Source organism: Pseudomonas brassicacearum (assembly GCF_003732175.1).
In the GTDB taxonomy this organism is placed as follows: domain Bacteria; phylum Pseudomonadota; class Gammaproteobacteria; order Pseudomonadales; family Pseudomonadaceae; genus Aquipseudomonas; species Aquipseudomonas brassicacearum_G.
Map to the genome: position 1 here is coordinate 1 of NZ_MOBI01000032.1, position 15,528 is coordinate 15,528.

At 55.4% G+C, this 15,528-nt stretch carries 16 protein-coding genes and 2 pseudogenes; 7 read left to right on the forward strand and 11 right to left on the reverse strand.

All coding sequences use genetic code 11. The features are described from left to right. Positions 1–219: 219 nt before the first annotated feature. Positions 220–1,215 carry an SEL1-like repeat protein gene (locus BK658_RS27280; RefSeq protein ID WP_259740154.1) on the reverse strand — a complete coding sequence of 332 codons (996 nt, stop codon included), beginning with the start codon at positions 1,213–1,215 and terminating at the stop codon, positions 220–222. Positions 1,216–1,832: 617 nt separating this feature from the next. Between BK658_RS27280 and BK658_RS27285 the strand changes: the two genes are divergently transcribed. Then, positions 1,833–2,105: a hypothetical protein gene (locus BK658_RS27285; RefSeq protein ID WP_123585007.1), complete on the forward strand. Its 273-nt coding sequence runs from the start codon at positions 1,833–1,835 to the stop codon at positions 2,103–2,105. A 78-nt stretch (positions 2,106–2,183) separates the two neighbouring features. After that, positions 2,184–2,729 carry a DUF2867 domain-containing protein gene (locus tag BK658_RS27290; RefSeq protein ID WP_123585008.1) on the forward strand — a complete coding sequence of 182 codons (546 nt, stop codon included), beginning with the start codon at positions 2,184–2,186 and terminating at the stop codon, positions 2,727–2,729. Between the two features lie 195 nt (positions 2,730–2,924). Here BK658_RS27290 and BK658_RS27295 read toward each other — a convergent pair whose 3' ends face one another. Both BK658_RS27295 and BK658_RS27300 read right to left on the reverse strand, forming a co-directional pair. Next, on the reverse strand, positions 2,925–3,545 hold the full coding sequence (locus BK658_RS27295; protein ID WP_123585009.1) for a tyrosine-type recombinase/integrase: 621 nt from the start codon (positions 3,543–3,545) through the stop codon (positions 2,925–2,927). 81 nt (positions 3,546–3,626) lie between these two features. Beyond that, positions 3,627–4,547 carry a LysR family transcriptional regulator gene (locus tag BK658_RS27300; protein ID WP_185019909.1) on the reverse strand — a complete coding sequence of 307 codons (921 nt, stop codon included), beginning with the start codon at positions 4,545–4,547 and terminating at the stop codon, positions 3,627–3,629. 506 nt (positions 4,548–5,053) lie between these two features. Between BK658_RS27300 and BK658_RS27305 the strand changes: the two genes are divergently transcribed. The 3 genes and pseudogenes from BK658_RS27305 to BK658_RS30485 form a co-directional block, all read left to right on the forward strand. Next, positions 5,054–5,449, forward strand: a complete 396-nt coding sequence (locus tag BK658_RS27305; RefSeq protein WP_123585011.1) for a nuclear transport factor 2 family protein — start codon at positions 5,054–5,056, stop codon at positions 5,447–5,449. A gap of 51 nt (positions 5,450–5,500) precedes the next feature. Continuing rightward, the gene (locus BK658_RS27310) at positions 5,501–5,968 is read left to right on the forward strand and encodes a nuclear transport factor 2 family protein (RefSeq protein WP_076027884.1); all 468 of its coding nucleotides are present in this window, start codon (positions 5,501–5,503) and stop codon (positions 5,966–5,968) included. A gap of 386 nt (positions 5,969–6,354) precedes the next feature. Then, positions 6,355–6,492 (forward strand): annotated as a pseudogene (locus tag BK658_RS30485) (IS5/IS1182 family transposase); the annotation flags it as partial. 230 nt (positions 6,493–6,722) lie between these two features. Here BK658_RS30485 and BK658_RS30490 read toward each other — a convergent pair. The 7 genes and pseudogenes from BK658_RS30490 to BK658_RS27350 all read right to left on the reverse strand — a co-directional run bounded on the left by BK658_RS30490 (position 6,723) and on the right by BK658_RS27350 (position 12,197). After that, positions 6,723–7,510: pseudogene (locus BK658_RS30490) on the reverse strand (enoyl-CoA hydratase/isomerase family protein). Positions 7,511–7,540: 30 nt separating this feature from the next. Further along, complete coding sequence (locus BK658_RS27325; protein ID WP_123585013.1) at positions 7,541–8,437, reverse strand: alpha/beta hydrolase; 897 nt, start codon at positions 8,435–8,437, stop codon at positions 7,541–7,543. A 101-nt stretch (positions 8,438–8,538) separates the two neighbouring features. Next, positions 8,539–9,159 carry a flavin reductase family protein gene (locus BK658_RS27330; protein WP_123585014.1) on the reverse strand — a complete coding sequence of 207 codons (621 nt, stop codon included), beginning with the start codon at positions 9,157–9,159 and terminating at the stop codon, positions 8,539–8,541. Between the two features lie 231 nt (positions 9,160–9,390). Then, entirely contained in the window at positions 9,391–9,804 is a 414-nt protein-coding gene (locus BK658_RS27335) for a tautomerase family protein (protein ID WP_123585015.1), read from the reverse strand. 55 nt (positions 9,805–9,859) lie between these two features. Next, positions 9,860–10,270 carry a hypothetical protein gene (locus BK658_RS27340; RefSeq protein ID WP_123585016.1) on the reverse strand — a complete coding sequence of 137 codons (411 nt, stop codon included), beginning with the start codon at positions 10,268–10,270 and terminating at the stop codon, positions 9,860–9,862. Positions 10,271–10,312: 42 nt separating this feature from the next. Further along, positions 10,313–11,206, reverse strand: coding sequence for an alpha/beta hydrolase (locus BK658_RS27345; RefSeq protein WP_123585017.1), 894 nt, complete (start codon positions 11,204–11,206; stop codon positions 10,313–10,315). A gap of 7 nt (positions 11,207–11,213) precedes the next feature. Then, entirely contained in the window at positions 11,214–12,197 is a 984-nt protein-coding gene (locus BK658_RS27350) for an MBL fold metallo-hydrolase (RefSeq protein WP_123585018.1), read from the reverse strand. A 270-nt stretch (positions 12,198–12,467) separates the two neighbouring features. Here BK658_RS27350 and BK658_RS27355 point away from each other — a divergent pair, with 270 nt between their 5' ends. After that, positions 12,468–12,953: a winged helix-turn-helix transcriptional regulator gene (locus BK658_RS27355; protein WP_185019910.1), complete on the forward strand. Its 486-nt coding sequence runs from the start codon at positions 12,468–12,470 to the stop codon at positions 12,951–12,953. 192 nt (positions 12,954–13,145) lie between these two features. Next, positions 13,146–13,391 (forward strand): GNAT family N-acetyltransferase, encoded by a 246-nt coding sequence (locus BK658_RS27360; protein ID WP_123585019.1) that lies wholly within the window; start codon positions 13,146–13,148, stop codon positions 13,389–13,391. Between the two features lie 379 nt (positions 13,392–13,770). Here BK658_RS27360 and BK658_RS27365 read toward each other — a convergent pair whose 3' ends face one another. Next, complete coding sequence (locus BK658_RS27365) at positions 13,771–14,973, reverse strand: tyrosine-type recombinase/integrase (protein ID WP_123585020.1); 1,203 nt, start codon at positions 14,971–14,973, stop codon at positions 13,771–13,773. Positions 14,974–15,528: the final 555 nt, after the last annotated feature.

Below are 15,528 nucleotides of genomic sequence, written 5' to 3' on the forward strand. Positions count from 1 at the left end.
TCGCGACTCTCAGTTTTCGACGTATTCAGCGCGTTTTCACACAGCCTGGACCCAAAGCCGACGGTGGTGACAGGCAGAAAGCGGCCAAGAGCGGGACATTCGGAACGGGCCGATTTCTGCCTGCCACCACCGGTTGAATCCACAGCCAGAAGCGGTCAGTGGTGGAACTGAACAACCGGCAGCACAACCCTCATATAAAAAGAATATGCACGCTAGAAATCAGCGACGTGATTGGTATTTCTCACAATACTGCGCCGCTTTTTTTTGAGCTGCCACCAGTTGGGGTTTGGATAGTTTTTTAGCTACATGACTTCGATAATCTGCGGCTTTTGACTGGCCATTGGCAGCAGCAACAGAAAGCCAAACATACGCTTGGTTATTATCCTGAGCCAATCCTTTGCCGGTGGCATAGTGGACTCCCAGGTTGAACTGGGCAGTTGCATCACCCTGCTCTGCGGCCTTGTGGAACCAGAAAATTGCCTGCTGGTCATCCTGCGCAACCCCTCGGCCGGTGGCATAGCTGGCTCCAAGGTTGAACTGGCCGGTTGCATCACCCTGTTCAGCAGCCTTGCGGAACCAGGAAACCGCCTGCTGGTAGTCCTGCGTGACTCCCTGACCGCTGGCATAGCTGGCTCCCAGGTTGTCCTGGGCAGAGGCATAACCTTGCTCAGCTGCCTTGCGGTACCAGAAAACCGCCTGCTGGGTGTCCCTTACAACCCCTTGGCCAGTATCGTAGCGAACTCCGAGGTCGCCTTGGGCAGCGGCATTACCTTGCTCTGCGGCCTTACGGAACCAAGAAACCGCCTGCTCGTAGTCCTTCACGACCCCTCCACCGTAGGCGTACCGAACTCCGAGATTGTCCTGGGCAGCGGCATAACCTTGTTCAGCAGCCTTACGGAACCAGAAAACCGCCTGCTGGTAGTCCTTCACGACCCCTTGGCCGTTGATATAGCGGACACCGAGGTTGTTCTGGGCAGCGGCCTTACCCTGTTCGGCAGCCTTGCGGAACCAAGAAGCCGCTTGCTGGGCGTCCTGTTCAACTCCTTTGCCTTGGTCGTAGCAGTATCCTAAGTGTGTTTGGGCCTCAGCATTACCCTGCTCGGCGGCCTTTCGGAACCAGTAGACCGCCTGCCGGGTGTCCTGCATGACACCTTGGCCGGCGGCATAGCTGACACCGAGGTTGTTCTGGGCATCGGCATCGCCCTGTTCGGCCATTCTCTGAGTCGTGGTTAGATCCTGCGAGGCATACGTATAGCTAACTGACTGTAGTAAGCAAAACGCAAAAAAGAACAAGCGTGCACAGTGCATATAAGGGGGCTCTACGGTTGACTGGTTCGCGCCCCTGCTCTTACTGGGTTCCCAAAGAGCTGAGCTAAATGGATAGAAGCGGATTACGCCTGAATGATAGCGTTCTGCGATTGATCTTGTCTGATGCCTGGAGCCAGGGGCGAGTAGCCAAATCTAAAGTGGCAAGCATGTAAGTATCGACGGCTCTGGCTGTAGCTTTAAAAAATAGGCAGAGTCGTCCGTTTTTGGGTCGATTTCGGTCAGTCGCGACAGGCAGAAAACAGCCAGAAGCTGCCATCTAGCAATTTCTCAGATAACTGCCGTTCGAGTTCTTCCAACTGCAGATTTGTTGCTGATGATGCAATCTTCACATACACCGTCGCGACATGGACTGGCGCCAAAGGTGTCCGTCTTTCTCGGATTTTTATGTTTCCTGTTAAATCGGCCGATCTCCCGCACGCTAAGCCCCATGCGGCTTGTCGTCCGATCAGCGTCCGTGCATGATGGACAGGTCAAGCCTGTGAAATGTACAGTTAAATTTCAATATGCCGCTCTACACATACATCGTCGCTTTTAAAGGCTCAACGTATGCTGCGCAGGGCAGCTACAGCAACTTCAAAGGGTTTGTTTCGAGCTGGTCTGGAAATTTGCCGCCAAATGCCTTGTCAGGTCTTACTCCGGCATTAAAAAGTGAACTGTCACAGAAAGCATATCGAGGCGAGTTTTCAGAAGTGCAGAATCGAAAGCACGTGTGGAAAAAGACTATCGACTTGAGTGGAGAAGAATTCGTCGTCTATGCAGTTCAGACCCAAATTTAACTTGTCGCTCGACGCCGTCACGCAAGCGTGCCGGTCAGCTCGGCGTTAGACCTCAGAAACGAACCATAGGCCGCATACATGTCAACTGAACACCATCACGCAACATCTGTGTCGCTTCCTCCTGAGTCGGCGATTGCTAAAGCCTACGCATCGATGAATCTCGCCGACGCTTACTCGATCGAGCTTCCCACCGGAGCGTCAACCAATCCCGAATTGTTGGCGAGGTTCATCTTCGCTCACCAAGCGCCTTGGGTCAGCAGCCTCCTGACGGTTCGAGACGCGCTCGTAGCCGGTTTCGGCCTCAAGACAGCTAAGCATCTCACATCACTGGATGCGGAGAGCGGAGCGGGCCGACTCGGCATCTTTAAGATCTACAGCACAAGTCCAACTGAAGTTGTTCTTGGAGAAGACGACAAGCACCTGGACTTCAGGCTCTCTGTTCTGTGTTCCGGTCAGTCGTCGCCGGGAGCTAAACGTCACTTGATTCTGTCGACCGTTGTTCATTGCCACAATCGCTTAGGTCGTCTCTATATTTTTCTCATTGCCCCGTTTCATCGCTTAGTCGTTCAGTCCAATCTTCGTAGTGCGGCACGGATCGGCTGGCCGTCGGCGACGGAGGCGTAAGCCAAAGTCCAAATCATCATGCGCGGCCAACTGAGGTCTAACCCTTCCCTCAACCCGGACCGCAACCGAAGACTGCCGCTGCGCGGCATAGGTTGCGGCCTGTTAGCTCGGCGTTGAACGACAGCTTCCGGGAAGCATGACCGACGGCAAAGGGTCGGATAGCGACGGTCAAGCATCGACCGTCACTATGGGTGGTCAGACTTCCGTTTGTTCCGCCATTTCCAGGGCATCATCGACCTCGATTCCCAAATATTTGACGGTGCTTTCAAGCTTCGTGTGCCCAAGCAGAAGCTGGACAGCTCTCAGGTTCTTCGTCCTGCGATAGATCAGCGATGCTTTGGTTCGCCGTAGTGTGTGAGTACCGTACATGGTTGGGTCCAGGCCAATAGCTGTCACCCACGCTTTGACTATTCGAGCGTATTGCCTGGTGGATAGGTGGTCTGAAGCGTGCAATCGGGTTGGAAACAAGAAGTCCTCGCTGCGGAGGTGCGCCTGATGCATCCACGCCTCCAAAACCATTCGAGTTTGCTCAGTGATTTCAAATTGCACTGGGTGCTGAGTTTTCTGCTGCATCACGATGGCCCGTGACGAAACATGCTCCCCATGGGCGATGTCTCGAACTCGCAGCTTGGTTAAGTCACAAGCACGTAGCTTGCTGTCGATGGCCAAGTTGAAGAGCGCCAAATCACGTGTCTTCTCCGCGAGCTGGAGTCTTACCCGAATAGCCCAGATATCTCTGACTCGGAGCGGGGCTTTCTGCCCGACAAGCTTTCCCTTGTTCCAAGGCTGATGGCTGTATCTAGCAATAGTGTTCATGGCTCGTCCTCCACGTTGAGGGAGGACAAGGGTGAATCAGTCACAACGAGTGGTGGTCGCTATTCGACCCTTAGCTGCCACTCACTTAAGGCTGCCATCATCGTTTCGTTGGGCCAAGCGCTGGTAGATAAACTCCACTGCTAGTCGGATTTTCGGGATCAGATAGCGGGATTGCAGGTAAAGCATGTAGATCCCGACCTCGGTCCGCGAGATCCCAACCGGCTGACTAAGGTCTACAGTGACCAATTCCCCCCGCTGCAGGTATTCGCGCAAGCTCCACTCAGGCAACAGCACCATCCCACGGTGCTTGCATGCCATGGCAGTCAAAGAGGCTACGTCATTGCTAATGAATGTTGGAACAATCCGAGGGGTTATCCAGTTCTTGCCATCAAAACCAAGCCATTTGAGGACACTCTTTGAGCCACGATACATGAGTGCCGAGTGGCCTTTTAAGTCTTCTACCGTCCTTGGCGTGCCACGAGTTGCCAAGTAGGTTGTAGAGGCAGCGAGGATGAAGATATTCGGGTCGAGTCGACGCGCTACCACCCGATTCTCTGGTTCAGAACCGGCTCGGAGAGCAATGTCGTATTTATCGCCACCGAGATCCTGTAGCTCGTCACTTAAATCCACGTCAAGGAGGACGTCTGGATAAATGTCGCTGAAATCCTGAAGCACAGGCAGCAGCTTCATCCGCCCGTAGCTTGGCGTACAACTGATGCGTAGCGTACCGCTGGGCCGGCTTGCTTGATCTTTCAAAAGCTCTTCGGCGGCAGCCAGCTGTGCCATCCCTGAACGAACCTGTGCCAGATACGTTTCTCCCACTTCGGTGAGGCTGACGCTTCGAGTCGTGCGATGGAGGAGCACCGCCCCGACAGAATTTTCAAGCTCCGCGATTCGCCGGGATATTGAGGAGGCTGGCACATCGAAAGCTCTGCCCGCCTCGGTGAAGCTTAGGGTATCAGCAACCTTGATGAAGTATTTGAGTGCGCGCAATTTGTCCATCAGTACGACCCTTTCCATCATTGTCTTTTCGACAAAATAGTTTTCTGATTATATCTATTTAAGGACTGCGCATGTTGCCTTAGCCTAGAAATCTCAAACGAGGTCAACCAGCAATGTGGGAAGTTACAAACCCGCTACATCTGGGCGGCCCAAACCCATAGCCAGCTTCCCTGGCTATCCTTTTGGGTTTAGCAAAGGCAATGCCGGGGAAGAGCTCACTCTGGGGGCCGTGACGCCGAGCGTGGCGGGCGTCACTTGGTTAAGGGGCGCCCTACCCCAAAAGGGGGACGAGCCCAAGTTGCTGCGCGACGTACACATTCCGTTGGATGAGATGTTAAAGGGATATTGTCCCAACGCGCTTACGAGCAGAGTAGCCCTTAGATAGTAGCGCGATAAGGGACATACCACCTTTCAGTCGGGTCGCACTGAGCGCTCGGCTCAAGAATGCAAAAACTATTTGATTGTTTATATTTTACATCCATTGAAATCATAGAGAAGGACAGGCAATGAACCACGAAGAGCAGAATAAGCATTTCGTACTGGAAGCGTTTGAGACACTGTTCAACAAACGCGACTATTCCGCGGCAGAACGCTTCTGGTCGCCCGACTATATTCAGCACAGTTCCTACATCGCACCAGGTCGCGAGGGCCTTTTTGACCTCGTTAAGGCAGCGCCCGCTGAGTTTCGCTACGAAAATGCACTGGCTGTGGCGTCGGGCGATTATGTAGTGCTTCATGGCCGTTTTTCAGGATTCGGCGCGCCAGTAAACTGGATTGTGGTCGACATAGTGCGGATCGAAAACGGCCAGCTCGCTGAGCATTGGGACGTAATTCAGGACGAAGCCACGCGCGACGGATCAAAGAGCGGGCTCCCGATGTTCGGCGATAGCTTCCCGAACTGATCCAATAGCGCCGCCCTACGTGCGCTCGTCAAGTTATTGAGGACATTGGCCATGACCGATGCAAAGACCCTATTGTTAGATCTACTTGCCGCAACTCCCGATGGTAAAAAATGTGCCGAGCTGTTCGCTGAAGACGGAGTGCTGGAACTTCCCTTCCTGCATTCGCTCGGTATCCCGAGCCGTCACCAGGGGCGGGAAGCCATCGCGAAATTTTACGATTTTGTCGGCAGCACCCTTTACCCCGGCTTCGGCTTCAAACCCGAAAACGTCACTGTGCTGATTGATACGAAGGATCAGGTGTATGCCGAGTATTTGACAGACGCGCGCGCGGCGGCCACTGGGCGTCTGATCCATCACCTGTTCGCGGGACGACTTGTCGCCGAGAACGGCAAAATCAAGCTGCTTCGCGAGTCCCTAAATACGGTGGCCGCCGCGCAGGCCCTTAACACGAATGGTGTTGCCGACCTAGCTTCGCCTGAAGCTGAGATTTTCTCGGTTCCGCCGGGATATAAAAGCTAGGTTGCCGAGGCGATCGGGGCTGTGATTTTCTTATTATCGAGAAATGCAGCGGTCAACTTTTAACCGGACAGCTCCTTGACGAAGCAGATCAGGTCGCCTGGCAGTCATGCTGCGACTCCGTACGCTGGTAACGGCTGCAGGCGCATATATCGCGAACGACTTAGTTCGAGCGAGCTGAACAGGAGTGACTTCGACTGCCTTGTATCCGCTCGGCAGTTTTGCCATACATTGAATCGCCCCTAGTTTATTAGATAGGCGGAATGGCCGCTCTTGGCCGATTTTTGCCTGTCACGAAGGGCTGAAATCGGCCGATTCTGTTGAAAAAGTAACTCCCCTGCCTGGCCTGCGGCAAAATCTCTACATTGGCCAGCAGGGAAGCACGCAGCATGATGGGACAGTTATCGAGTGGGCAGGAACGGCTGTTTTACTCGTTCCACCTTGAAGATCACATCCCAGCCAATCACCTTCTGCGCAGCATTGATCGGTGTCTCGAACCGCGCATCCCTGCGCTCTTGCACGACTTCACCCTGGAGCGTTTCAATCGCGACCCGTTCGGATGTGCATGCGCACAGAAACTGTACGCGGATTGACATCATGAACCAGTGCCTTCAGCGCCCGTAGTGCGCCCCGGTAACGATAGTGACGCTGTGCGGTTCATGCCGCTTCCAGCGCACCGATCCTCTCATGCGCCTCGACCACCCGCGCCAGCAATTCCTGCATGTTCCGTTCCTTGACTCGGTTTGCGTAGCGGAAATCAACGACCCTTGAATTCGAGCTCCAGACGCGGCGTACCGGCCTTCAGGGCCTTGATGGCCGAAGCAAGCCCGTTCTTCACGTCTTCTGTCTCGAACAAGGGCATGGCAATGTTGAACATCACATCGTCGGCCGCCTGGATACCGCCGTTTGCCCAGGCTCGCAGCAAGGCTTTGTGAGCTGCGTGGGCGCGTGTGGGGCCATGCACAAACTTCGCGGCGAACGCATGCGCCGTTGCAAACAGTTCGGCATCGGCGACGACGCGGTTGATTACGCCGAAGCGCTCCATCGTCGCGGCGGGGACACGCTCGGAAGTCAGCGCCCATTCCATGGCTCGTACGCTCCTGCACGTTCGGCGACGCGGTAGATGCCGCCCAACAGGGTCACTAAGGCAAGCGACTGTTCTGGATGGCAGAATGTTGCGCTTTCGGCGGCAAAGATTACATCGGCACGCAACGCCAGTTCGAAACCACCGCCTGCGCACAAGCCTTGCACCACGGCGATGACAGGCAAGGGCAGACGTTCGAAGCGATTGAAGACGTCCATGTAACCCTCGAAGCGTGCACGCAACTGGCGGGGGGTGTCATCGGGCCAGGACGTGATGTCGCCGCCAAAGCTGAAGCTCTCGCCTTCGGCGCGCACCAGCACGACGCGTGCGTCACTGCGTTCGATCGCGCTGACTGCCGTAGCCAGTTCGTCAACCATCTGGTCGTCGATGCGGTTTTGCGGCGAGCGATCAAGAATGATCGTTGCTATGCCGTTCTCGATGGTATGGGTGAGATGAGACATGTCGGGCTCCTGCGTTGTCGCAAGTTGAGGTTAGGAGAGGTGTTCCTTGAACCAGTCCAGCGCGGCGGTACTTGATTGATCGAATCTGGTGATGTACGGATCGAAGTGGCCGCCGGGAATCGTCACGAGGCGCTTTGGCTCAACGGCACGCTCGTAGGCGGCCAGCTCAAGATCGGTCAGCGTGATCGTGTCCTGCAGCGCGACGACCATCAGCAGCGGCGTGGGGGACACGCGCGCAATCCACGTGCCCGGTTCGTACATGCGCGCAGCGCGCGTCGAGCGCACCGTGACGCTGTTCTCCCAGGCGCCGTCGGGTACGGGCTGCAGATAGAACTCGATGGCTTCCTTGGTGCGATACGAAGCAGGGACGGCCGGATCGGCGCTGACGATTGCCTGCCTACGCGGCGGCTCGCCGCGTGCTTGCGCGCGCTCGTCCGCCGTGAAGGCATCCTCGATGGCGGCGACAGCATCGGGCGGAATGCGGCGCAGTCCTTGCTCGAAGCCGCTGATCGTCGGCACCTGCGCGACGACCGCACGCAAGCGGCGTTCGGTTGCGCCAAGCACGAGTGCGTGACCGCCGGAATAGCTCGTGCCCCATAAGCCGATGCGCTTCGCGTCGACGGCGTCCTGGTCTTCGAGGAAGCTGATCGCGCGCCGCCAATCGGCGATCTGACACCATGGGTCGATATCCTGGCGCGGCGTGCCTTCGCTGGCGCCGAAATTGCGGTGATCGTGCAGGAGGACGACAAAGCCGTTGGAGGCAAATTTCTCAGCGAATGGCTCCAGGCCGTGCTCCTTCACGCCGGCATAACCATGCGCCATGGTGATGGCAGGATAGGGGGCGGTGCCGCCGGTGGGAATATAGAGCCAGCCGCGCAGCGTGACGCCGCCCTCGGCTTCGAACGCGATATCGGTACGTCGAAACATGGAAGTTCTCCTTGTAGAAAGAGGTCAGGCGGCGCCGTAAACCCTATGCGCAGCGGCAGTTCATGCCTTCCACCCTTTTGCCTCGGTCACTCGATGTCAGGTCAATTGCCTGGTCGCTCAAGCGTGAAGAGCTGCTCCGCGCCGATTTCGAAATAGTCGGCCGGCCCACCTCCGCGCAGGATCGGGCGCGCCTGCGCAGTCTGATACACGCCGTCTTTGATCAGTTGCTGGTCAATGTGGATCGCTATTACTTCGCCCAACACCAGCCACGCCGGGAGCGCCGCACCGCCTTGCGCCTCAAGCTGCACGATCTGGGTGACCACGCACTCGAACTGCACCGGGCTAGCCGCAACGCGCGATGGCCGTACTTTTGCGGAGGGCAGCGTCTCCAACTTGGCCAACTCGAATTCATCGACGTCCGCTGGCGCCATCTCCGCAGAGGCGTTCATCGCCTCGGCGAGTTCTCGCGTCGCCAGATTCCATACGAACTCGCCGGTCGCACGCGCATTGGCGAGCGAGTCCTTCGCGCCAAGCGAGCAAAAGCCGATAATCGGCGGCTTGTAGCTGAATAGGTTAAAAAAGCTGTAGGGAGCAAGGTTACGTACGCCGTCGTTGGAGACCGTACTGATCCAGCCGATCGGGCGCGGAGCGACGATGGCGTTGAGCGGATCGTGCCGCAGGGAATGTCCCTGTGCCGGTTCGTAGAAATGCCAATCGGTCATAGCTTACCTCTTTTGGGACGAGCGCAAGGACTGCCGCCTACAGTGCCTCCGGCTCGGTGCGCGTGCGCAACACCATGGTCGAAGTGATGGCTGCATTCATCCCGATACCCGTCCAGAACATGGTGTCGGATCGGAGCCACATGAGCCCCACGCCTGAGAAATGAACGAGATATTCGTTTCGAGTCAATTCTGCTGCGCCGTTTCTAATGAACGGGGCGGCTTTCGTATTTCTTACTTGTTTACCCAAGGCATGGAGAGGTCAATGTCAGAGACCAGCTTGCCACCGCCGAAGCTCATGTTCTCCAAGGGAACGGCATACATGATCAGGCTGATATCGTCCTGGCTGACGCCCACCTTTTCTACCGCGTAACGGGTGACCAACTCCGCGAGCTTGCGCTTCTGCTCCACTGTCCTGCTCGTGCCTATCGTCACCGTTACGACCATGCGCTTGTCAGATCTCTTCATGTCAGGAAAAGTCGGATGGATGAAAAGCTCATCGTCCTTGTGCTCACTGATGATGACGAAACGGTCATCCTTGGGCGTATCCATGGCTTCATGAAGAGCGAGATTCAAGGCATCCGCCAGCGCGCGTTTCTCTTCGCTAGAGAATTTTTGAGCTGGAATGTGGGCGTGAAAAATTGGCATGAGTGTTTCCTCAGTTGTGTTGTTCAGCTAATACGCGGCGACGAATTGGCCCGGCTTAGCTAAAGAAGTCTTGACCGAGTGTTTCTTCGAGTCGCTCTTTCAGGCCAGCCGAGAACTCGCGAACGACGGGGAACGGGCTTTGAAAGAGCTTGATATTGTGGACGAGGCCAGACTCATTCCGAGTGATGATGGTGGTGCCGGCGACCGGCTTACCACCGTGGATGGCATCCCACTCAAGGTAAGTCTTCGCACCGTCAACCGTCTCCGCAGTGAACACGAAGTCTTCGTACATCGTACTCGTCGCGGCAAAGAATGCCCCGATGGATGTTGGGCCGACCACGGCCTTGCTTAGGGCTGAGGTCTGAAGGCTGGCGTCAGCAGTGAACGACTTCGCGAAGTCGCTCGTTCCTTTCTTCTTGACGATTTGCATCCATGCTGTTCCCGGTGGGTTGGTGTCAGTAGTCATTACAATCTCCTATCTAATGTCTGCAGTTTTGCAGTGTGCGTGCTAGTCAGCGAGGTGCCCGACGAGAAACTCGCCGGCTCTCTGGAGCGCGTCGTGGGCCTGAGGCAAAGAGGCTGTCTGAATGTGCCAGACGTGCAGCATCTCCGGCCAGACCTCAAGGTGCGATTCGCCGCCGGCCGCGCGCACCTTTCTGTCAATTTCAAGCGCGTCGTCGAGAAGTACTTCGTCGCTTCCGACATGTATGAGCAGCGGAGGAAAACCGTGCATGTCGGCGAACATGGGTGAGATGCGCGGATCCTTCAAATCGTGGTTGCCAGCGTAAGCCTCTACCATCTCCCGCATCGCGCTCGCGTTGACCATTGGGTCGCGGTGAGCCAGTTGCGTTAACGAGGGCAGCGTCAGCGTTAAGTCTGCCCATGGGCTAATTAGTAGCGCTGCTCGCGCGTCCTTGTGGCCCTTCGAGGCTGCATAGGCCAGAACGTTGAGAGCCATGCCACCGCCACTGGAGTCACCTGTCACGGCGAATGGCTTGCCAAGCGCACGCACTACTTCGTAGCCGCGGATGGACTCGTCGTAGGACGCCGGAAATGGGTGCTCGGGTGCCTTGGAGTGGTCCAGAACGATGACCTGGGACTTTGCCGCTCGAGACAGCTCTCCGAGCATGCCCAAATGCGAGGCAGGAGAGCCAGCCACCCAGCCACCACCATGGAAATGGTAGATGACTCGGTCCTTAGATGCGCCAGGAGCCGTAATCGCCACTGCGGCTACGCCACCGAGTTGGATCGTCTCGACGGTTAGGTCGGCCGCCGGCGGGTTCGCTTGTGAAATTGCCTCCATGCCGACGCGGAGCGTCTCGATGGTGCGTACGGGATGCGCAAAGTCGAAGGCGAACATCGCATCCCGAAGCTCACGGACGGAAGATGAATCGTAAGTCATGGTCAGTTCACTCCAGGTTGAGGAAAGTCGCCGGTACCCAGTCGTAGCCCGCGCCGTTGTCGGCTTTGCGAAGACGGCCCAGTCCAGGGAACGGCATGTGGGCTGCGGCAATCATCGTCTTGTCCGCAGCGAGTTTCACCAGCAGGTCTTCACGCGTTTTGATGGCCGACGCGCTGTCTGAGTCGAAGGCGATGCTGATTTCCGGATGCGGCATTTGGACGGCGCCAACATGAGCAACGTCGCCCCAGACGAGCAGCGACTGACCCTTTGAGGAAATCATGTAGCCGGTGTGACCGGGCGTGTGGCCGGGAATGGCATACGGTGCAATGCCGGGAACTATTTCGGCCATGCCTTCGTACGGCTTCCATTTGCCCGCAGCGATATAAGGCGCGGCGCCATCCTGTGCGACCTTGAAGAAGATTTTTGCTTCTTCCGGGGCCTGGGCCATGATTTCCTTCGACAGCCAGAAGTCGGCGTCGGCCTTCGTCATCATCACGGTCGCGTTCGGAAAGACGCGTTTCCCGTTTTGGTAAATACCACCAGCATGGTCAGCGTGAAGGTGAGTCAGTAGAACCAGGTCAATCTGCTCCGGCTTGTAGCCGGAGGCCTTCAAGTTCTGCACGAGCTTGCCCAACGTAGGAGGACCCCAGTGGCCGCCTGCACCGGTATCGATGAGAACGAGTTTGGAGCCAGTGTTGACGAGGAAGCCTTGGACGGTTGCCGAAACATGCTTGGGATCGTTTTGGAAGGAGCGCGCCAAGAGGGACTGAATGAGCGCGGGATCACCGTGTAGGAGGTTGGAGTCGATACTACCGCCGCCGTCATAGAGCGCGGTAACTTCATAGTCGCCAATCATAGTGCGATAGAAGCCCGGAACCTGCTTGTGCTGCATCGGCGCTGCAGCTTGGACCGGTGCTACAGCAGCGAAGGTGCCCGCGAATGCTAACGATACCGCGAGCAGGGTACGCGAAGTGATGGAGGAGAGTTTCATAGTGTTCCTAACCATTGTGTGTGGTGGGGTATGTAGGTGCGTACAACTGTAATGATCTTTAGCAAAACGCCAGCTCATCGTGCCATGTCGCCGTTACCGCCTTTCCGGCCACACGCAGAACCGAATTGCCGCTGTGACCCGTGATGAAAGCCCGGATGTTCGATTCCTCTGTCGATCCGCCAGAGTTTCTATAGGGCTTGCAAAGTGCAAGTGGTTGAATAATATTCCCGCTGCTTGCATGATGCAAGTGGAAATCTATGGAGAATAGCTGTGCCGCAAACAAGACGATCGGGCTGTCCGATCAACCTGACGCTTGAGCAGATCGGCGACCGCTGGAGCCTTATCGTTATCCGCGATGTTATGTTCGAGAACAGACGCAGTTATGGAGCCCTGCTGGAGCAAAACCAGGAAGGCATCGCCACGAACATCCTCGCAAGTCGGCTGAAGCACTTGACCGCGTCTGGCCTGCTGACACGATGTCCGGATCCGAAACATCAGCAGAAAGGAATTTACAGCCTCACGGAAGCGGCAATACAGCTTGTACCTCTGCTCGCACATATGGCTGCCTGGGGCGTTCGGCATACGCATCCGAGCAAGGAAGCGTCTTTGCGCGCGGAGGTGCTGGAAAAGGGCGGCCCTTCACTTTGGAGTGCCTTGATGGATGAACTACGTTACCTGCATCTCGGTGCACCTCGTCCGGTGCGCTCAGTATTGGGCGAACTCCGGACCGACGACGAGCAGGCAATCGCTACTTAGTACCAATCTTTGGCGTCATGACATCCACCATGTGGTGCAAAGTGTTGGCGCTGATGCGATTTTGACCCAGGTTACTGATTTTAGCTGATCCATGTGCAGCCTCTGAAATCCCACGCAAAGTCATGATTGCTGAGTATTCGAATGGGTCAATGACTTCCGGCGGCTTGGGTCAAAATCGCATCAGCGCCAACACTGTTTCATCAGCCGGGTAGGCTCGGACGCATTACCTCCCTTGTCATTGATGATGACTTCCGAGGACAAGGAGTAGGGGCAATGCTAGTTTCCGCTGCTGACGCGTTTTTTACAGAGCAACTTTGCGTCCGGGCTGAGGTGACTAGCAGTGACCACCGAATACCGGCTCACACTTTTTATCAGCAGCAAGGTTACGCGGTCGACGAGCGTAGGTTTGTCAAACGGTATGACTCTTCCGGGGCATAGTAAGTTTAAATTCGGCGAGCACATCACCTCGATCAAATATAAAACTGGTGAGCAACGTGTATTGCCCGAACGCTTACGAAGAGCACAGCGTACCAGTAGAAATATTTGAAGAGAAAGGCTGTTTGCAGCCAGATAAAAGCTGAGAACAATGCAGCTATTTTGCGTTTGAATTGGATTGGCTGCTTTCGACTCAGCCAATGGTATGAAACTCAGGCGGTCAGGTGCTGTCCTTCGCAGCAACGTAATGTGGTGGCTTGCTTAATCAGTCTGCTTTCAATCTCTGGGACATAAAAACTAGTGAATAATTCTTGGGCAAAAAATAGAACCATCCTCTCCTGCATCGTTTTTCGATGCAGGAGAGGATGAGGCGTGGAGCGATTTACTTGTCGGAAGATTGAGTCACGAATACAGCCCAATCCGACATCATGGCCTGACGCTTCTCAAACAGGTCTCCGCGAAAATAGGCCGCCTCCACCTTGTCTTGCCGCGAATGTGCCAAAGCCAACTCACAGACCTCTCTCGGATATTGAGTCGATTCCGCCGCCCAATCGCGAAACGTGGAGCGAAAACCATGCATGGTTAAATCGGTGCGGTTCATGCGGCGAAGCGACATCAGCATCGACATATTGGACAGAGGCTTACCTTCCCTTGCTCCCGGAAACACGTGGGCATTACTACTAAGCCGGATTAAGCCATTGAGCAGGTCCAAGGCGGCTTTACTCAGAGGCACGCGGTGCTCTTTAGCCGCCTTCATCCGATGAGGCGGTATTTTCCAGACTCCCTTCTCTAGATCGAATTCATCCCAAGTAGCCCCGAGAACCTCGTTTGTTCTGCACGCGGTCAAGATGGTCAGCTGCATGGCTTTGTAGCTGAGGTCGTCACGCTTACTTATTTCTTTCATGAACGCAGGCATCTCTACCCACGGTAGTGCTGGGTGATGGACCACGATTTTAACCTTGGAGCGTGGAGGCAGCAGTTTGTCGAGGTGCCCACGCCATCTGGCTGGGTTTTCTCCATCGCGCAGTCCTCTCACCTTCGCGGCATCAAGCACCATTTCCATTCGGTTACGTACACGGGAAGCTGTTTCTGGTTTGACCTGCCATATAGGGGTGAGTACTTTTAGTACGTGTTCAGTCGTCACATCTTCGGCGTTTAAATTTTCTAATACAGGATAGGCGTAGGTCGTTAGCGTGTTTTCCCACTGCTGGGCGTGCTTCGCGTTTTTCCAGCCAGAGCGATGAGCCGCTATGTAGTCCAGGGCTATGGATTTGAAGGTGATGGCTTTGGCTTGCTCGACGAGTACTGCTTTGGCCAATGCCAAGCGTGCGGTCTCACGCTCAACGAGAGGATCTATCTTCTTTTGAAGGAGCTGTCGTTGAGCAACTGCCTCAGAACGTGCATCCTTTAACTTCACATCGGGGAATCCACCCAGCCCCATCTCCCGGCGCTTTCCGGCCAGTTGAAACCGTAAGACCCAAGACTTCTTCCCGCTGGCTTTTACCACGAGGCGCAATCCATCGCCGTCCTCGTAAGTGCCTGGCTCAGACAAGTTTTCGATCTGCTTTGTATTTAGTTTCCCCACGTATATTCACTCACCAGAGATTGTTGAGCCCAAGAGCTGTTCCCCCATTTGTTCCCCCATTAGCTGTGGGATTCAGCGGAAACTCTTTGGACGCTAATGGATGGATACTAGGCTGTAGGCCCTGTATTATCTAGATGCTCTGTACTTTTACGGACATTACGGGACAATAGATTGGCGGACATCGCCTCCGCCATCTTTATACGACAAAGCCCTGATTATTCAGGGCTTTGTCGTTTCTGGCTTTTGGAAAAAACCACCAGCCCATACTTCAGCCCATACCTTGGGTGAGGTATGGCTTTTCGACCAGCGGCTAGTTTTTTGAATATTTTCTGGCGCTTCTGAAGGAAGCGCAGAGACAAAATAGCGATTCTTGCTCTCCCATCGGGAAGCCCAACAAATTTCGTACAAACGAAAGCGCCGCTCAAATGAGCGGCGCTTTTTGCGTATACGTATGGAGCGGGAAACGAGACTGGAATCTGAACGAGCCCCATGAAAGACAGGACACCGTTTCCCCCTTACGATAAGGGATAGGCAAACGGTTATGTTTATGACTAA